This is a genomic window from Streptomyces sp. RK9, assembly GCF_045070545.1.
GTDB lineage: Bacteria > Actinomycetota > Actinomycetes > Streptomycetales > Streptomycetaceae > Streptomyces > Streptomyces alboflavus.
In genome coordinates this window covers 2,540,868-2,558,474 of record NZ_CP173703.1, presented here as the reverse complement: position 1 = coordinate 2,558,474, position 17,607 = coordinate 2,540,868, and the positions used below count along the sequence as shown (strand labels likewise).

At 72.7% G+C, this 17,607-nt stretch carries 18 protein-coding genes and 1 pseudogene; 6 read left to right on the top strand and 13 right to left on the bottom strand.

Annotated elements, in window-relative coordinates; translation table 11 throughout:
- Positions 1-252 precede the first annotated feature (252 nt).
- The 3 genes from AB6L24_RS10315 to AB6L24_RS10305 are packed head-to-tail and all read left to right on the top strand — an operon-like array spanning position 253 to position 2,131.
- On the top strand, positions 253-447 hold the full coding sequence (locus AB6L24_RS10315) for a hypothetical protein (RefSeq protein ID WP_051811011.1): 195 nt from the start codon (positions 253-255) through the stop codon (positions 445-447).
- Between the two features lie 51 nt (positions 448-498).
- A complete protein-coding gene (locus tag AB6L24_RS10310; protein ID WP_405654407.1) occupies positions 499-1,656 on the top strand; it encodes a hypothetical protein in 1,158 nt (385 codons plus the stop codon).
- Positions 1,657-1,684: 28 nt separating this feature from the next.
- Positions 1,685-2,131, top strand: a complete 447-nt coding sequence (locus tag AB6L24_RS10305; RefSeq protein ID WP_087883599.1) for a hypothetical protein — start codon at positions 1,685-1,687, stop codon at positions 2,129-2,131.
- A gap of 450 nt (positions 2,132-2,581) precedes the next feature.
- Here the strand turns inward: AB6L24_RS10305 and AB6L24_RS10300 are convergent, their stop codons facing one another.
- Entirely contained in the window at positions 2,582-4,075 is a 1,494-nt protein-coding gene (locus tag AB6L24_RS10300; RefSeq protein ID WP_405654405.1) for a hypothetical protein, read from the bottom strand.
- A 480-nt stretch (positions 4,076-4,555) separates the two neighbouring features.
- Between AB6L24_RS10300 and AB6L24_RS10295 the strand changes: the two genes are divergently transcribed.
- Positions 4,556-6,397, top strand: coding sequence for an endonuclease/exonuclease/phosphatase family protein (locus AB6L24_RS10295; protein ID WP_405654403.1), 1,842 nt, complete (start codon positions 4,556-4,558; stop codon positions 6,395-6,397).
- A gap of 36 nt (positions 6,398-6,433) precedes the next feature.
- On the opposite strand, the gene AB6L24_RS10290 is transcribed toward AB6L24_RS10295, so the two are convergent.
- The 3 genes from AB6L24_RS10290 to AB6L24_RS10280 form a co-directional block, all read right to left on the bottom strand.
- Positions 6,434-7,285, bottom strand: a complete 852-nt coding sequence (locus AB6L24_RS10290) for an SRPBCC domain-containing protein (RefSeq protein ID WP_405654401.1) — start codon at positions 7,283-7,285, stop codon at positions 6,434-6,436.
- A gap of 106 nt (positions 7,286-7,391) precedes the next feature.
- On the bottom strand, positions 7,392-8,090 hold the full coding sequence (locus tag AB6L24_RS10285; RefSeq protein WP_405654399.1) for an antibiotic biosynthesis monooxygenase: 699 nt from the start codon (positions 8,088-8,090) through the stop codon (positions 7,392-7,394).
- 129 nt (positions 8,091-8,219) lie between these two features.
- Complete coding sequence (locus AB6L24_RS10280; protein WP_405654397.1) at positions 8,220-9,017, bottom strand: SGNH/GDSL hydrolase family protein; 798 nt, start codon at positions 9,015-9,017, stop codon at positions 8,220-8,222.
- Positions 9,018-9,250: 233 nt separating this feature from the next.
- Between AB6L24_RS10280 and dapA the strand changes: the two genes are divergently transcribed.
- A complete protein-coding gene (gene dapA, locus AB6L24_RS10275) occupies positions 9,251-10,219 on the top strand; it encodes a 4-hydroxy-tetrahydrodipicolinate synthase (RefSeq protein WP_405654395.1) in 969 nt (322 codons plus the stop codon).
- On the opposite strand, the gene AB6L24_RS10270 is transcribed toward dapA, so the two are convergent.
- The 5 genes from AB6L24_RS10270 to AB6L24_RS10250 all read right to left on the bottom strand — a co-directional run bounded on the left by AB6L24_RS10270 (position 10,180) and on the right by AB6L24_RS10250 (position 15,061).
- Complete coding sequence (locus tag AB6L24_RS10270; RefSeq protein WP_405654393.1) at positions 10,180-11,406, bottom strand: WD40 repeat domain-containing protein; 1,227 nt, start codon at positions 11,404-11,406, stop codon at positions 10,180-10,182. The two genes, dapA and AB6L24_RS10270, sit on opposite strands and share 40 nt — an antisense overlap.
- Positions 11,403-11,957 carry a SigE family RNA polymerase sigma factor gene (locus AB6L24_RS10265; RefSeq protein WP_341949847.1) on the bottom strand — a complete coding sequence of 185 codons (555 nt, stop codon included), beginning with the start codon at positions 11,955-11,957 and terminating at the stop codon, positions 11,403-11,405. Before AB6L24_RS10265 ends, AB6L24_RS10270 begins: the two co-directional genes overlap by 4 nt.
- Before the next feature lie 118 nt (positions 11,958-12,075).
- Positions 12,076-12,672: a hypothetical protein gene (locus AB6L24_RS10260; RefSeq protein ID WP_405654391.1), complete on the bottom strand. Its 597-nt coding sequence runs from the start codon at positions 12,670-12,672 to the stop codon at positions 12,076-12,078.
- A 100-nt stretch (positions 12,673-12,772) separates the two neighbouring features.
- Positions 12,773-13,771 carry a 2,3,4,5-tetrahydropyridine-2,6-dicarboxylate N-succinyltransferase gene (gene dapD / locus AB6L24_RS10255; protein WP_405654389.1) on the bottom strand — a complete coding sequence of 333 codons (999 nt, stop codon included), beginning with the start codon at positions 13,769-13,771 and terminating at the stop codon, positions 12,773-12,775.
- A 33-nt stretch (positions 13,772-13,804) separates the two neighbouring features.
- A complete protein-coding gene (locus AB6L24_RS10250) occupies positions 13,805-15,061 on the bottom strand; it encodes an MFS transporter (RefSeq protein WP_405654387.1) in 1,257 nt (418 codons plus the stop codon).
- Positions 15,062-15,208: 147 nt separating this feature from the next.
- Here AB6L24_RS10250 and AB6L24_RS10245 point away from each other — a divergent pair.
- Positions 15,209-15,799, top strand: a pseudogene (locus AB6L24_RS10245) (peroxiredoxin); the annotation flags it as partial.
- Here AB6L24_RS10245 and AB6L24_RS10240 read toward each other — a convergent pair.
- The 4 genes from AB6L24_RS10240 to sufU form a co-directional block, all read right to left on the bottom strand.
- Complete coding sequence (locus AB6L24_RS10240) at positions 15,771-16,328, bottom strand: TetR/AcrR family transcriptional regulator (RefSeq protein ID WP_405654385.1); 558 nt, start codon at positions 16,326-16,328, stop codon at positions 15,771-15,773. The pseudogene AB6L24_RS10245 and the gene AB6L24_RS10240 overlap by 29 nt on opposite strands.
- Positions 16,328-16,648, bottom strand: a complete 321-nt coding sequence (locus AB6L24_RS10235) for a multidrug efflux SMR transporter (protein WP_030358831.1) — start codon at positions 16,646-16,648, stop codon at positions 16,328-16,330. Before AB6L24_RS10235 ends, AB6L24_RS10240 begins: the two co-directional genes overlap by 1 nt.
- Before the next feature lie 136 nt (positions 16,649-16,784).
- Positions 16,785-17,132, bottom strand: a complete 348-nt coding sequence (locus AB6L24_RS10230; RefSeq protein ID WP_087883607.1) for a metal-sulfur cluster assembly factor — start codon at positions 17,130-17,132, stop codon at positions 16,785-16,787.
- On the bottom strand, positions 17,129-17,593 hold the full coding sequence (gene sufU / locus AB6L24_RS10225; protein WP_405654381.1) for a Fe-S cluster assembly sulfur transfer protein SufU: 465 nt from the start codon (positions 17,591-17,593) through the stop codon (positions 17,129-17,131). Before sufU ends, AB6L24_RS10230 begins: the two co-directional genes overlap by 4 nt.
- Between the last annotated feature and the right edge of the window lie 14 nt (positions 17,594-17,607).

Genomic DNA, 17,607 nt, shown 5'->3' with positions numbered 1-17,607 from the left:
GTACATCGCGTGCGCGTTACTGGTGGGAAGAGACTTCGTATTCCCGGAAGAGTCTTCGTAAACAAGGTCAACAGGCGCGGACCGTCCGCAAAGGCAAGATTTCGCGCAGAACGCCTTGACCGCCGATGGCCACGGCAATAGACACCCAGGTACCGCATCCCGCAGGTACACCTGCGGAACCGCATCACCCACGCGGGGAGGCGAGCCGGAGTGGACGCACACCAGGCCCGCAGCCTCCATGAGAGCCGGCTGATGAGGCTGGCCAACGTCACCGGAGTAGGCACCGGCAGGGACGAACACTCGGGCGCGGACGTGATCGTCGTCTTCGTCACGCACCGGGTGCCCCGTGACCGGCTCCGGGACGAGGACGTGGTTCCGGACGTACTCGACGGCGTGCCCGTGCGCGTCCTTGCCATCGGCGACGTCGGCGCGCAGGGCGACGCCTGAGACGTCCACCGGAACCCGGGACTTCACCACAAGGGGAAGAGGTGGTCTGGCGTGAGCCAGCCCGAATTGATGCGTGGACCCACCGGCGGCACCCTCAGCGACAGCTCCCGCCAGCAGGCGATGGCCGACTTCATGCGCCGCGAACAGCCGCTCGCGAACGTGGTCGGCTTCGGGCACGGCGTGAAGTGGAGCGACGGACGGCCCACCGGCGAGCCCGCCGTGCTCGTGTTCGTCACCCAGAAGGTGCCCGAATCACTGCTCCCCGAACGGGATGTGATTCCCCGTCAGATGGACGACGGCACCCCCACCGACATCCTGGCCGTCGGCCATGTGGCCGCGCAGCGCCAGCAGCGCAGGTCCGCGCGCGGCGAGGACCGCTCCTCGGTGTCGTACGACGCCGACGGCACCGTCAGCGAACAGCTCGCCGGTCTGTCCCAGCCCCGGCTCGAAGAGCTCGGCGGGCTCGGCGCGTTCGAGCCGCAGCTCCTCAAGCGCCGGATGCGGCCGAGCCCGTCCGGCTTCTCGGTCGGCAACGTCCGCGTGACCGCGGGCACCCTCGGCAGCGTGGTGTACGACTTCCTGCCCGGCGCGTCCGTCGACCCGCCCGGCGCCGGACTCGGCGTGCCCGCGAAGTTCTACATCCTGTCCAACAACCACGTCCTCGCGGACTCCAACCGGGCCCAGCTCGGCAGCTCGATCGTGCAGCCCGGCGTGTTCGACGGCGGCCAGGACCCGGCCGACCGGATCGCGACCCTGGACCGCTTCATCACGATCCAGTTCGCCCCGCAGATCCCGCTGGAGCGGCACAACAACGTCGTGGACGCGGCGCTCGGCACCGTGGACTTCCAGGACGCGACCCGTGAGCAGTACTTCAGCGGGGCGCCGCGCGCCTGGCGGCGCAAGGCCAACGTCGCCGTCGGCGACCTCGTCAAGAAGTCCGGCCGCACCACGAACATCAGCTTCGGCCGGATCGTCTCCGTCGACGCGACCATCGACGTCAACTTCGGCACCGCGGGCACCGCCCGCTTCAAGGACCAGATCCTCACCACCAACATCTCCGCGGGCGGCGACTCCGGCTCTCTGGTGACCTCGCTCGACAACGTGGCGCTCGGCCTGCTCTTCGCGGGGTCCTCGACCGTCACCGTCGTCAACCACATCGAGAACGTCCGCGCGCTGCTGCGCGTCGAGATCGCCGAGCAGCTGGCCTGACGGCACGACTACCCGGAGGGAGGGTTCCATGACCACACAGGCACGCAAGCAGAAGGGCCAGGCCCGCGCGGAGCACCGTTTCCACAACCCGCAGGGGGCCGAGGTCAAGACGCGTGACGAGGCGTTCGCCACGCAGTTCGACGTCTCGGCGGAGGCCGTCTCCACCGACTGCAAGCTGACGCTCCACAACGGCCAGGTCACGTTCGGCATCGAGGTGAAGTACAACCCCAACACCTACCCGCACGTCGTGACCGGCGGCCAGATCACCTCCGGCATCTGCGGTGCCCCCTGGGACATCACCGGTGGCTTCGTCGGTGACACCATCCGCCTGGACGCCAAGCGGGCCGGCCAGGGGTCCTGCGCCACGACGATCACCATCGTCGGCGAGTACCAGAACCCGCCCGCGTACCGCGGGACGTACGGCTTCGACGGCGCCACATCGTCCTTCAAGCACACGACGCGCTACGAGTGCTGAGCCCTCGGGCCGGGCCGGGGAGCCGCCCCTCACGGCCTCCGGCCCGGCTCGTCCTCAAGCGCCGGACGGGCTCTCTCCCACCCACCAGCCCGGCATCCTCACCCCCGCCGGGGTCACCCCCGCATCGGCGCTCCGCGCCTCGTCCTCAAACGCCGGACAGGCTCTCTCCCACCCACCCCGCCCCCACCAGTACTTCGGCCGAACAACAGCCCGGCACCTTCAGCCCCGAAACGGCCTCACGCCGCAGCACCTCTCCAGCCCACCCCGCGGCACCTCTCCGGCCCGCCCCGGCTGTATTTCAGCCCGTCCGGCGTTTGAGGACGAGGCGCGGAGCGCCGATGCAAGGGTGCCCCCGTCCCACCCGGAGGGGAGACCCACCCCCGGGGCCCAGGGGCGAAGCCCCGGTTTCGGGAAGGGGCGGGATTGGGGAGCCCCCGGCAGGGCCCCCGCCTAGGCCTGCTGGCTGCGGGCCTTGAAGGCCGCCTTGCGGGCCTCCTTCGCGACCTTCTTGTCGGGGTGGAGGCGCCCCATCGCCTCCAGGACGTCCGCGGTGGCGGGGTGCTCCACGCGCCACGCAGCGGCGAAGAACCCGCTGTGCTGCGCGGCAAGCCCCTCGACGAGGGCTTGGAGCTCCTCGGAGTTGCCCTCGGCGGCAAGCTGCGCGGCAATCGTGTCGATGGTGAGCCAGAAGACCATGCCCTCGGACGGCGGCGGCACATCGGCGGCGCCGTGCTCGGCGAGCCACACCCGGGCGAGCCCACCGAGCTCGGCGTCGTCGAGGACCTCCCGCAGCGCGGGCTCGGCCTCGTCCCCGACGAGGGACAGCGCCTGCTGACACCGCAGCCGCCTGAGCGGCGCCCCCTCGTCGCCACCGCGCGCGGCGGACAGCAACTCCCGTGCGGCGCCGAGCGATTCCCGCCGGGCGAGCCACTGCTCGATCTCGGCCTGCGCGGCCCCCTGCGGGAAGGCGGCGGTGCCGTCGAGGAGCGTGTCGGCGCCCTTGTCGGCGAGGTCGCCGACGGCGGGCGCGTCGAGCCCGGCCTCCAGCATCCGCGCCCGGATGCCGTACAGCCCGAGCGGCGTCAGCCTGACCATGCCGTACCGCGTGACGTCCTCGTCGTCGACGGGCGGCATCGGCTCCTCGCTGTCGATGTCGGCCATCAGGGCCTCGTCGACGGGCTGGTAGGCGACGAGCCCGATCGGCTCCAGCATCCGGAACTGGTCGTCGAGCCGCATCATCGCGTCCGACACCTGCTCCAGGATGTCGTCGGTGGGCTCCCCCATGTCGTCGGGCACGATCATCGACGCGGCGAGCGCGGGCAGCGGCACCGCGCCGTCCGCGGCGCCCTCGCCGACGGTCAGCAGGTACAGGTTGCCGAGGACGCCCTCCAGGAAGTCGGCCTCGCCCTGCGGGTCCCAGCCGAGCGCCTCGAAGTCGATCTCGCCGCCGTCCTCGATGGCGTCGACGAGGTCGTCCAGGTCGGGGACCGTCGCGTCGGCGAACACGGTCTCCAGGGCGGCGAGCCAGATGCCGAGGACGTCCTGCGGCGCCCCGGAGGTGAGCAGGCCGAGCTCCTCGCCCTCGGTGACGGTCCCGTCGGCCTCGGCCTCGGCACCTTCAGTGTCCTCGTGGGCCTCGGGGGCCTCGTGGATCTCGACCAGGCCGGTGTCGACGGCGACCCGCCACGCCTCGCTGGCGTACGCCGCCGCGTCCCCGTCGTCCAGGCCGTCCGCCCCTTCCGGGCCGGTGAGCCCGAGCTCGGCCGCCGCGGCCGGAAGCTGCTCGTCGACGAGCTCGCCGCCGGCGCCCACCCGCGTGTCCGGGCCCGCCCAGCGGGCGAGCCGCGCGGCGCGGGCGAGCAGGGGCGTGGCGAGCGCGTCCCGCGCGAGCTCCGCTTCGGAGTGCAGCAGCACCGGCGGCAGGGTGGCGGGGCTTTGGGACATCGGCTGGTTCTCCTGACGGACGTGCGGGTCTGCCGCCCTGACGGGCGTGGGGTCTGCTGCGTGAAGCCTAGACGGATTTGACCGTTTGCCGCCCACCCGTCGGACGCACCGGTCCGGACCGGCTCCCACCCACCGGACGCACCCGTGCCGCACCACCCCGCCCGCCGACGGCACCCGCACCGAACCACCCGCCCACGGAACACGCCGACCCCGCCCCTGCCCGCCCTCCACCCCGGCCCGGAACAGCCCCGCGCAGCCGTCCCGCTTCGCCCGCATCGTCCCGACTCCGCCCCGCTTCACCCCGCCGTCAGGAGACGTACAGATCACGCACACCCGAAGAACCTTGACAACTCCCCCGCCCGCACAAGAGATTGACGCGCGTAGAGCGCCGCTCCCCCGGCCGATGCACCGCGCGTCCCCGTGCGCATCAGCGTTCCCGTCCCTTTCGTCACGTCACCTCACCCTCACTCGGAGTCCCCGATGCCCCACATACCGAGATCCGCCGCCGTCAGCACCCTCGTCGCCACCGCCCTCGCGGCCGGGCTGCTCGTCGCCACCGCCTCCACCGCGTCCGCCGACCAGGTGCGGGTGCACGACATCCAGGGCACGACGCGGCTCTCGCCGCTCGCGGGGCAGCAGGTCAGCGAGGTGCCGGGCATCGTCACGGGCGTGCGTGGCTACGGCTCGAAGGGCTTCTGGATCCAGGACGCGCGGCCGGACGACGACCGGGCGACCAGCGAGGGCGTGTTCGTCTACACCAACGCGACGCCGACGGTGAAGCCGGGCGACGCGGTCCGGGTCTCCGGCACCGTCACCGAGTACGTGCCCGGCGGCGCCGCCTCCGGCAACCAGTCGCTGACCCAGATCACCAAGCCGACGGTGACCGTGGAGTCCTCCGGCAACGCCCTGCCCGCCCCGGTGGCGATCGGCGCCAGGACCGTGCCCGCCGCGTACGCCCCCAAGGGCGACCCGGCCGCCGGGAACAGCGTCAACGGGCTGCCCCTGAAGCCCCGTTCGTACGCCCTGGACCTGTACGAGTCCCTGGAGGGCATGAACGTACGCGTCGGTTCCTCGCGCGTCGTCGGCGCGACCGACCCGTACAACGAGCTGTGGGTGACCGTGAAGCCGCACGAGAGCGCCACCCGGCGCGGGGGCGCACTGTACGGCTCGTACGACTCGCAGAACACCGGCAGGCTCCAGATCCAGCAGCTGGCGCCGATCTCCGAGCAGCCGTTCCCGAAGGCGGACGTCGGGGACACGCTGACCGGGGCGACGGAGGGGCCGCTGGACTTCAACCAGTTCGGCGGGTACACGCTGACCGCCCGTGAGCTGGGCAAGGTCGTGCCGCAGGGCAAGGGCGGCAAGGGCCTGCAGCGGGAGCGGACCCGGCCGCAGCGCGCGGGCGAGCTGGCCGTGGCCACGTACAACGTCGAGAACCTCGACCCGGGCGACCCGCAGTCGAAGTTCGACGCGCTGGCCTCCGGCGTGGTCACGAATCTGGCCACGCCCGACATCGTCGCCCTGGAGGAGATCCAGGACGACAACGGCGCGAAGAACGACGGCACGGTGTCCGCCGCGGCGACCCTGAAGAAGTTCACGGACGCGATCGTCGCGGCGGGCGGCCCGCGCTACGCATGGCGGTCCGTCGACCCCGAGAACAACAAGGACGGCGGCGAGCCGGGCGGCAACATCCGCCAGGTGTTCCTGTTCAACCCCGAGCGGGTGTCGTTCACCGACCGCGCCGCCGGGGACGCGACGACCCCGACGGGCGTCGTCCGCGTCGGCAAGCGGGCCGCGCTCACGCACTCGCCGGGCCGGATCGCCCCCGCGGACTCGGCGTGGACCAACAGCCGCAAGCCGCTCGCCGGTGAGTTCTCCTTCCGGGGCAAGCCGGTGATCGTGGTCGCCAACCACTTCGCGTCCAAGGGCGGCGACGAGTCGCTGGCCTCGCACCACCAGCCGCCGGTGCGCTCCTCCGAGACGCAGCGGGTGCGCCAGGCGGAGGCCGTGAACTCCTTCGTCCAGGAGATCAGGAAGACCCAGCGGGACGCGGACGTGCTCGTGGTCGGCGACATCAACGACTTCGAGTTCTCCGCCACGACCGAGGCCCTGGAGAAGGGCGGCGCGCTGCGCGCCGGGATCAGGACGCTGCCGCGCTCCGAGCGCTACTCGTACGTCTTCCAGGGCAACTCACAGGTCCTGGACCAGATCCTGGTGAGCCCGGGCGTGGGCCGGTTCCGCTACGACAGCGTGCATGTGAACGCCGAGTTCGCGGAGCAGAACAGCGACCACGACCCGCAGGTGGTGCGCTTCCGGCCGTAGCCGTCGCGGAAGCAACCACCGGAGCCGGAGCCCGCGTCAGCCGTACAGGCGCGTCAGCCAGTCCCGCCACGCGGGCTCCGCTCGCTTGGCGTCGGCGTGCGCCGCGAAGTCGTGGACGGTGACGCCGACGCGGCGGCCGAAGTGGTTGCGGCCGAAGAAGCGGTAGAGCGCGTCGTCGGTGCGCAGGCCGATGAAGTACGGCGTGCGGAAGTCGAGCACGGCGTCCAGGTCCACGCCGGCGGCGCTCAGCCGGAAGCGGGCGCCCTCCGAGGCGTCGGTGGGCAGGCCGAGTTCGCGCGCGAGCCGGGTGAAGGCGTCCGCGGCCGTGGCGGCGGCGGGGGCGTCGAGGTGGGTGTAGGTGACCGGGCGGCCCGCGAAGTACGTCAAGTACTCGCGCAGAGTGTGCAGATAGAAGTCGGTGTGCTTGCTCGCCGCGTCGTACTGGTTCTCCCAGTCCTGGGTGAAGATCCCGCTGTGCGCGTGCCGCACCCAGGAGCGGCGGCCGCCGTCGCAGGGCTCGATCAGGTGCTCCAGGTGGTTGGTGCTGCGCTCCGCGAAGAGCGCGGCCGGCCCTTCGGAGCGGACCGTGAGCCGGCGCGGCGGGTCCCAGGCCGTGACGACGGCGCCGTGCGGCGCGGCGCCGCCCACCCGCGGCTCGTACTCCATCGGCCAGAGCCAGCCGCCGGTGCCGGTGACCGTGGTGAACGCGTCCCACACCTGCTGCGGCGGCGAGCCGACCTCGAACTCCCGGACGATCTCGAACTCCCGCACGCCGGTGCTGCTGGTGCCGTCGCCGCCCCCGTCACCGGTGCCCCTGCCGGTACCCCTGCCGCCGGTGTCTCCCCTGCCGCTCCCGCTGCTCCTGCTCCTGCGGCTGTCCTTGGCCATGGCGACTCCTCGGGTCGAGCGGGACGGCCGCGGCCGCCGGGCCCCGGTCCCGCTCACGCCTCCATGACCCCACGGACGGCCCGCCGGGTAAAGCCCCGGGCGCGAACTAGCCGGGCACGACCCCGAACTCCCGCCGCCACCGCCGCACCGCCCCCGTCTCCAGCGTCCCCGGGAACTCCTGCACCCGGCGCCACTCCTCCGAGGGCGTGCCGATGCCGTCGCCCGGCGCCTCCAGCGCCCGCTGATGGGCCGCCGCGGTCTCCCACTCGGCGTAGTTGACGATCCGGGTGCCGTCGATGCTCAGGTGGAAGTGGGCCGACACCAGGCCGGGGACGGATCCGGTGTTCATCGCGGCGAGGACCGTGTCCACCCACGTCCGCTGCCGGTCGGCGTCCGGTCCCTCGAAGTCGACGTGCACGGTCACGAACGCCTCGGGCGCGGGGCCGTCGGCGCCCGGCGTCACGCTGCGGTACAGCCGGGACTTGACCAGGCCGAGGCGTTCGATGCCGGGCACGGCCGCGTCGATCTCGTCGTTGCGCGCGTCCCGGCCGTTGGCGAAGAAGTCCTGGTAGGACTCCTCGTCCCGCCACTGCGAGTGGTGCATCAGGGTCGCGCCGTCCTCACCCGCGTACACGTGATAGCCGAGCAGGCCCTCGTGCGGCCAGGGGCGGCTCTCCCAGGCGTGGGCGATGGCGGCCACGGCCGCCCGCTGCCGCTCGGCGGTGTCGACGTTCCAGGTGCTGAAGAAGGTGAGGCCGATGTCGGAGCGGGTCGGGTCGGGGTGGGCGAGGGCGCGGCGGGTCATGGCGGTCTCCACGTTCGGTGGGCGGACGCGGCCGTCGGTGCGGCCACGGACGCGCGGGTCGGTGACGGTGTACGCGGTGTTCGTGCGTGGCGTACGACCCCTACGCTCCAACGTGAAGTGAGGTTCAGGTCAAGCCCGTTCGGGTGCGGGCAGGGTGACCGCGTCGAGTCCGGGCCGCTTCGCCCGGTGCCCGCCGCCCCCGCCGGGCCGCATCCGCCGCACCCGCCGCCGCGCCCAGGGCCCGGCGGCACCGACGAGCCAGCGCACCTCCTGGGCCGCGCCGCCGAGCGCCGACACCGGGGCGAGCGGCGGCAGCGGGCGCGCCCAGTCCTCGTGTCCGGCGAGGCCGAGCAGATCGGCGACGCCGGCGGCGATGCGGGCGTGGCCGACGGGGCTCGCGTGGGTGCGGTCGCGGCTCCACAGCCGCGGGTCGGCGGTGATCCGCTGCGGGAACAGGTCGAGGACCACGACGCCGTGCCGGTCGGCGGCGGCGCGGATGCGGGCGTTGAGTTCCATGACGCGCGGCTGGGCGCGGCGGGCCAGCGGGGCGATGCGGCCGATGTCGGGGAAGGTCACGGTCACCACGCGGGCGCCCGCCGAGGTGAGTTCGGCGAACATCTCCTCGACGGCGCGGGCGGTGCGGGCGGCGTCGTAGCCGGGCCTGACCAGGTCGCCCATGCCCGCGACGACGGTCGCGAGGTCCGGCTTGAGCGCCAGGGCCGGGGCCAGTTGCTCGTCCCTGACCTGTTCGGCGAGGCGGCCGCGCACGGCCAGGTTGGCGTACGCGAAGTCGGGGCTCGCGACGGCGAGGATCTCCGCGAGGCGGTCGGCCCAGCCGCGGTAGCCGTGCCGTTCGTCGCCGTCGCCGATCCCCTCGGTCTGGCTGTCTCCGACGGCGACGTAACGCTCGTACGGATGCGTGGTCATGGCCCGAGGGTCCTGCGCCCGCCCGGGCCCGTCAACGACGCCTCGACGACACGTGTCACACTCCTGTACACCGCGTCCCACCGGTGCTCCCGCGCCCCGGCCGGGGGTGGACGCCAGCGGGACACCGGCGGCCCCTGGCCCGTGCGGGCCCCCCGGACCTCGTAGCGCTCCTTCGCATTACCTCGTAGCAGAATTAAGTGGAGCTTCACGACCGGTCCGCCGAGACTGCCCCTATGACCGCACCCTCCACACCCGCCGCGTCCCCGGACGCCCCCTTCGGCCGTGCCCTGTGCGCCATGGTCACGCCCTTCACCGCGTCCGGCGCCCTCGACCTGGACGGCGCCCAGGTCCTCGCCGACCGGCTCGTCACGGACGGCTGCGAGGGCCTGGTCCTCTCCGGCACCACGGGCGAGTCCCCGACGACGTCCGACGCCGAGAAGAGCGCGCTCCTGCGGGCCGTCCGGGAGGCCGTCGGCGAGCGGGCCGCCGTCGTCGCGGGCGTCGGCAGCAACGACACCGCGCACACCGGCGAACTCGCCCTGCAGGCCGAGAAGGCGGGCGCCGACGGGCTGCTCGTGGTCACGCCGTACTACAGCAAGCCGCCGCAGGACGCGGTCGAGGCGCACTTCCGCGCGGTCGCGGACGTGTCGGGTCTGCCGGTGCTCGTCTACGACATCCCGGGCCGCACCGGCACCCGCGTCGAACCGGACACGATGCTGCGCCTCGCGGAGCATCCGCGGATCGTGGGAGTCAAGGACTGCGCGTACGACCTGCTCGGCTCCGCCAAGGTGATGGCGCACTCGGACCTCGCGTACTACACGGGCTGCGACGAGTTCGTCCTGCCGCTGTACGCGCTCGGCGGCGCCGGGTACATCAGCACGGTCGCCAACGTCGCGCCGCGCTCGCTGCGGGCGATCCTGGACGCCTTCGACGCGGGCGACACGGCGGGCGCGGCACGCGGTCAGCGCCAGCTCAGCGAACTCATCGAGCTGATGATGGCCTCCGGGCTGCCCGGCACGGTCACGGCGAAGGCCCTGCTCGGCGCGCTCGGCCTGCCCGCGGGTCCGGTGCGCCCACCCCTGCTGCCCGCCGACCGGAACACGGTCGACGGGCTGCTGGCGGCCTACGAGGCGCTCGGCGGAGCGCTTCCGGCCGGGGCCGTTCAGCGTGCGGTGAGCATCGGCGTCCACACCCGCTTGTAGCCCTGGGGGGCCGTGCGGACGGCGGTCAGCGGCACGGCCTTCTTGCTGTCGACGGTGACGAGGACGAGCCGCTTGGGGTCGTTGTTCTTGCCGGTGCAGCGTGCCGGGTCGGCGCAGGCGAGCGCGACGATCCGCTTGCTGTCGGCCCAGGCGAGCTGCTCCTGGCTCGGCACCCACGCGACCTTCTTGCCGGTCATCGGGTCGAGGACCGGCGAGCCCTCGGCGCCGCCGTCGGCCGCGAGCAGCTTGCCGTCGGGCGAGAGTCCGGCCTGCGGGCGGCCCGCGTGCTTCTCGGCGGGGGGCGCGGAGGTCGGCCTGCCGCCCAGGGTGTACCAGTCGCGGTAGTCCTTCTTGCCCTGGCGCGCGTACTGCTGGACGTAGAGCCGGGTGCCGTCGTGGTTGAAGTGCAGGTCCTGGCGCGAGACGCCGGGGAACATGCCGTCCTCGTCCGGGTCGGGCTGGGGCACGTCGCGGAACGGGCCGACCTTGCCGGAGTCGGCCTCGATCAGGACGTAGCCGGTGCGGCTGCCGTGGTGCTTGGGCCAGCCCACGTCGCCGTTTCCGGGCACGGCGACCATCCGGTCCGGGTTCTTGCGGTACGCGGTCGCCACCAGACGCCTCCCGTCCGGGGACCACTCGACGCCCGCCACGCCGTGGCGCAGCGTGATCCAGCGCGTCACCTTGCCCGTGCGCAGGTCGAGCATCCCGACGCGGCGCGTGGGCAGTTCGCCCTCCAGGACGGCGGCGGTGCGCATGCCGGGGGCGACGGCGACCCAGGCCCACTTGGCGTCGGCCCTCTCGTACTTCATGGTCTTCGGGTTCAGCAGGAAGTACGAGCGGGCGAGGAGCGCGTCGCCGTTCTGCTGCGGGACGTCACGGGTGACGGAGTATCCGGCGAGGCCGGTCTTCCCCGCGGCGACGAAGTCGCGGGGCACCGACTGGCCGGGGTGCGCGATCACGTCGCCGGTGCGGGACGCGCTCGCCGGGCCCGCGTCCTCGCGCCCCGCGTCGAGGGCGGTCACGCCCACCACGACGGCGGCGGCCGTGCCGAGCGCGGCACCCGTGATCGTCCGGGCGCGTCGGCGGCGCCTGGTGGCGAGCACCCGGCCCGCCAGGTCCCCGCGCGGTCCGCCCTGTTCGGCGGCCTGTTCCTGGAGCGCCTCGCGCACCAGCTGGTCAACGTTCACGGACGTACCTCCACAGGCGAGATGTCACGGGGCGGCGAGGCCTCGGCGGCGGCCGGGCCGAGCGCGGCCAGTTCGGGGGCGAGGGAGCGCAGCCGGGCCAGGGAGCGGTGCGCGGTGCTGCGGACGGTGCCGACGGAGCACCCGAGGATCCGGGCGACGTCGGCCTCCGGCAGGTCCTCGTAGTACCTGAGGACGAGCACGGAGCGCTGGCGCGGGGTGAGCCGGGCGAGCGCGCCGCGCATCACGACGCGCAGCTCGGCGGCGCTCTCCCCGCCGTCGTCGGCCCGCTCGGGCGGCTCGGCGACGGCCACCTCGCGGCGCGGCCACTTCAGGCGCCACCAGCTGACCTGCTGGCGGTAGAGGACCTGCCGGACGTACGCCTCCGGGTCCTCGACCCTGCTCCACCGGCCCGCGACCTTCACCAGGGCGGTCTGCAACTGGTCCTCGGCGGCGTGCCGGTCGCCGCCGCACAGCAGCACGGCGGTCCTCAGCAGGGCGGAGGACCTGCTCTGAACGAACTCCCGGAAGCGGTCCTGGCTCTCGGCATCCATCGTCACCTTCTCTTCTCCGGCGGGCCCTGCTGCCCCCTCTGTGGTGAAGGACGTGCGCGGACCCGCGTCGCTATGCCTGTGGTGCGACGCGGGTCCGGGGAAAGCGTGGTGACGGGATTCAGCTGAGGGGGTTGCTGGGGAAGCCCTTCGCCTTGGTCCACTTCAGCCGGTCCGAGTTGTACTTGAACGTGACCTGCTTGCCGTTCTTGGTGATGTCGGCCTTGGCCCAGCCGTCGAAGCTCCTCGTGAGGTGGCGGTCCCACTTCGTCAGACGGCCGGTGGAGACGGCGGCGAGCGACTCCTGCGGGGGCTCGCCGTCGTAGCAGTACAGCGCCCAGTCGGCGATCGCGGCGACCGTGCCGGCGCGGTGCTTGAGCGTGATGCCCTGGCAGACGTCGGTCTTGGTGCGGTAGATGTTCTTCGGCTTGGACCAGCCGCGTTCCTTGGGGCTGTAGTCCTGGACGTACAGACCCTTCTTGTCCAGGTAGTGCATGGCCACGCGGCGGCCGTCCGGGAGCTTCAGCTGCGACTCGAAGCGATTCTTGGGGCCGCCATAGTGGATGTCGGTGTGCTGGAGCTTGTAGGTGTGCCCACCCGTCTTCGCCGCCGCGTCCGCCTGTCCGTCCCCGGTCCGCGCGACGCTCTGCCCGCAGGCGACGAGCACCGCGACGGCCACCGTGCCCGTGACCATCGATCCCACCGCTGTCTTTCGCATCCGGTCCTCCCCGAGTTCATGTGCTGTGTGCCCGCGCAGCATACGCACGCGAAGCGCCCTCCCGGCGGGCCGGGAGGGCGCTTCGGTGGTGCGGGTGTGCTCAGTTGTGGCTGTGCAGCACGTCGTTCAGGCCGCCCCAGACCGCGTTGTTCGGGCGGGCCTCGACGGCGCCGGTGACCGAGTTGCGGCGGAAGAGGATGTTCGAGGCGCCGGACAGGTCGCGGGCCTTGACGATCTCGCCGTCGGGCATCGTGACGCGCGTGCCCGCGGTGACGTACAGACCGGCCTCGACGACGCACTCGTCGCCGAGCGCGATGCCCACGCCGGCCTCGGCGCCGACGAGGCAGCGCTCGCCGATGACGATGCGGACGTTGCCGCCGCCGGACAGCGTGCCCATCGTGGAGGCGCCGCCGCCGATGTCGGAGCCGTCGCCGACGACGACGCCCGCGGAGATGCGGCCCTCGACCATGGACGTGCCGAGCGTGCCCGCGTTGAAGTTCACGAAGCCCTCGTGCATCACGGTGGTGCCCGCGGCGAGGTGCGCGCCGAGCCGCACCCGGTCGGCGTCGCCGATGCGGACGCCCTTGGGGGCGACGTAGTCCGTCATGCGCGGGAACTTGTCGACCGAGGTCACCGCCAGGTGCAGGCCCTCGGCGCGGGCGTTCAGGCGGACCTTCTCCAGGTCGTCGACGGCGACCGGGCCGAGCGAGGTCCAGGCGACGTTGGCGAGGAAGCCGAACATGCCGTCCAGGTTCGCGCCGTGCGGCTTGACCAGGCGGTGGCTGAGCAGGTGCAGGCGCAGGTAGACGTCGTGCGCGTCCAGCGGCTTGTCGTCCAGGGACGCGATGACCGTGCGGACGGCGACGACCTCCACGCCACGGCGGGCGTCGGGCCCGATCGCCTTCGCGGCGCCCTCGCCGAGCAGTTCCACGGCGCGCTCGGCGGCGAGCCGCTCGGTCCCGGCGGGGCCGGGCTCGGCGACCAGCTCGGGGGCGGGGAACCAGGTGTCGAGGACGGTGCCGTCGGCGGCGACGGTGGCGAGCCCGGCGGCGACGGCGCCGGTCGTACGGGAGGTGTCAACAGAAGGCGTATCGGTCATGAGTGAAACCTAACCGGGCCGGGCCGACGGAGGCTAACCGGTGCGGGTCCCCGTCTCACGTACCGAGCGCACCTCCTCGGTACGTGACACCCCCGCCCGTCCTGCCCTTCCCGCCCTTCCCGCCACCAGGAGCAGCACCCCCGCCAGCCCGGCAAGCCCCGCGCACACCGGCCACAGCGCCCCCGGCGCCACCGTGTACAGCGCCCCGCCGAGCGGCGCCGACAGCACGACCCCGCTCACGGAGACCCCCGAGTACAGGCTCTGGAACCGCCCCTGCACATGCGCGGGCGCGTGGTCGGCGACGTACGCCGTGGCGGGCGTCTTGTACAGCACCTCCCCCGCCGTGAGCAGCAGCATCATGGCGACGGCCGTCCCGAATCCGGGGCCGACGGCGAGCACCCCGTACCCCGCCCCGACGAGCAGCACGCCCCCGCCGATGATCCGCAGCGGCGCCCGCCCGCGCAGGGCGACGGTGACGGGCAGCTCAAGGAGCAGGATGAGGCCGCCGTTGATGGCGAGCAGCCAGCCGTACACTCCGGTGTCGAGCCCGTGGTGGTCGAGGTCGGCGGGCAGCGTGGAGTACTGCTGCCGGTAGACGAGGTCGGTGACGAGGATCGCGGCGAGCAGCAGGACGACGGTGGGCCGCTGCCGCAGGCAGGCGAGGACGCCGGGCGCGTCCGAGGCCTCGGCGGGCCCGGTCGCGCGGGCCGCGCCCCGTGCGGGCAGCACCCGCGCGGCGTACGCGGCGAAGATCAGCGTCCCGACCCCGTCGACGACGAACAGCGTCCCGTACCCGGCCTGCGCGATGAGCAGCGCCCCCAGCGGCGGCCCCACGGTGAACCCCGCGTTGGCGGCGAACCGCATCACGGCGAAGGCCTGCCGCCGCGCCCCCTCGGGCACGACAGTGGCGACGAGGGCGGCGTTGGCCGCGCGCACGCACCCGGCCGCGTACTGGCTCAGGACCGGCGCGACGTACAGCAGCGGCACGGAGAGCACCGGCAGCGCCAGCACACCCACCCCGCTGATCAGCGAGCCGACGAGGAGCACCCGCCGGTGTCCGTAGCGGTCGCCGAACCAGCCGCCGGTGAAGTTCCCGGCCACCGTCCCCGCGCCGCCGATGCCGCTGATCACCCCGGCCTGGGCGACGGACAGGCCTCGCTCGTCGGTCAGGTACACGAAGAAGTACACGAACGTGAAGGCCACGATCATGTTGAAGAACTGGCCCGCGGCCAGCAGCCACACGGTCCTCGGCACGTCCCGCAGCCCGCGCCGCAGGCCTCCCCCGCTCATCGTCACGCCCCCGCCTCCGAGTGAGTTCCTTTTGGGAACGGACTATGGCAGCATGCGAGGCTCCGGGTCAACGTCCCGCCGACCCCGAGAGAGCGTGCGCGGGGTGCACCGCTTCGAGGAGCTCCAGCGCGAGCGGGGCCCGCCCCGGGAGACCAACGGGTGCTCGGAGAGGGAGAGATGACAGCGACAGCCCCGACGGAGGCGTCACAGGAGGCGCGGCGCGTGCACGAGCTGCTCGGCACGAAGGTGCCCGCGCTGCGCCTGCTCGCGGACGACGGCGAGCAGGCGGACCCGGTCACGGACGCGGCGTACACGGTCCTGTACTGCTTCCCCGGCGCCTACGCCCGCAAGGACGCCTACCCGCCCGGCTGGTCGGCGATCCCCGGCGCGCGGGGCTGCACGCTGGAGTCGTGCACGTACCGCGACCGGCTCGCCGACTTCACCGCGGCGGGCGCGGCCGTGCGCGGCGTGTCCACCCAACGCCCGGACGAGCAGCGGGCGTTCGCCGCCAAGGAGGGTCTGCGCTTCCCGCTCCTCTCGGACGCGGACCTCGCCCTGACGGCGGCGCTGCGCCTTCCGACGTTCCGCGCGGCGGGCGTCAGCCGCCTCAAGCGGCTGACGCTCGTCGTGGACGCGGACCGGGTCGTCCGGGATGTGCAGTACCCGGTCACGGATGTGACGGCGAGCGTGGAAGCGGCCCTGGAGGCCGTCAGATCGCTTCGGAACCAGCGGAGTTGAACACCCGCCCGAGCAGCTCCCGGGTGTACGCCTCGTCGTACTCGCCCCCCGTGAGCAGCACCTGGAGGCAGACCCCGTCCATCACCGCGACCAGGCCGCGCGCGGTGACGGGGTCGGTCCGCTCCCGCAGGACCTCGGCGACCCCCTCGCACCACTCGGCGGCCACCGGCCGCAGCGCGGGGCGGCGCAGGGCGGACAGATAGAGCTCGTACTCCAGCTCGACCGCCTCGCGCCGCCCTGAGGCCCACTCGCCGAGCAGCGCCGCCAGTTCGGCGGGGACGTCGGCGTCCGGGTCCCGCAGGCCCCCGCGGTCGCGCACCAGCTGCGCGAACCCCTCGTTGGACTGGCGCAGCGCGGCCACGAGCAGGTCGTCGAGCGTCTTGAAGTGGTACGTCGTCGACCCCAGCGGCACGTCCGCCTCGGCGGCGACGGTCCGGTGGCTGAGGCCCGCGATGCCCTTCTCGCCCGCGACCCGGAGCGCCGCCTCGATGATGCGCTGCCGCCGCTCCGGGTCGTAGCGCCGACCCATCAGTGGGCCCCGCCGAGGTTCAGGACGACGACGCCCGCGATCACGAGCGCGATGCCCGAGATCTTGAGCAGGCTCGCCGACTCGCCCAGGAACAGCATCCCGATCCCGGCGACGGCGGCGGTGCCGATGCCCGCCCAGATCGCGTAGGCCGTCCCCACCGACAGCGTCTTCAGCGTCTGCGCGAGCAGCGTGAACGCCAGCAGATATCCCGCGACGGTGAGCAGCGACGGCCACAGCCGGCTGAACCCCTCGCTGTACTTCATGGCCGTAGTCCCGGCCACCTCCGCCGCGATCGCCGCGGCCAGCAGTCCGTATCCCATGCGTACTACCGTACACAACGATAGGTACGGCTGTACACATGCGCGTGCATAAAAAATCCGCCGATACGGCGGGCGGCACGGAAAAGGGCCCGCACCGATTCGGTGCGGGCCCTTCAGAGGCGTACAGCGGCGGGAATCAGACGTTGAAGCCCAGCGCCCGAAGCTGCTCGCGCCCGTCGTCCGTGATCTTGTCCGGGCCCCACGGCGGCATCCAGACCCAGTTGATCCTGAGCTCGTTGACGATGCCTTCCGTCGCGGACTTCGCCTGGTCCTCGATGACGTCGGTCAGCGGGCAGGCCGCGGACGTGAGCGTCATGTCGATGGTGGCGATGTTGGCGTCGTCGATGTGCACGCCGTAGATCAGGCCCAGGTTGACGACGTCGATGCCCAGTTCCGGGTCGACGACGTCGTACAGCGCCTCGCGGACCTCTTCCTCCGAAGCGGGCTTCGTCGAAAGCGTCTCCTGCGTACCGTGCTCGCTCATGCCGTCTTCCTCTCCACGCTCTCACCCAGGGCCTGGGCGGTCGCGTCCTTCCACGCCATCCAGCTCAGCAGAGCACACTTCACGCGCGCGGGGTACTTGGAGACCCCGGCGAACGCGACCGCGTCCTCCAGGACCTCCTCCATCGCGTCGTCCGGCTCCAGCTTGCCCTTGGACTGCATCAGCTCCAGGAACACGCCCTGGATCTTCTGCGCCTCGGCCAGGTCCTTGCCGACGAGCAGCTCGTTCAGGACGGACGCGCTGGCCTGGCTGATGGAGCAGCCCTGGCCCTCATAGCTGACGTCCTCGATGCGCGAGCCGTCGTACTTCACGCGCAGCGTGATCTCGTCGCCGCACGTCGGGTTGACGTGGTGCACCTCGGCGTCGCCCGGGCGCAGACCGCGCCCGTGCGGATGCTTGTAGTGGTCCAGGATCACGTCCTGGTACATCGAATCCAGCTTCACGTCTCAGCCACAGC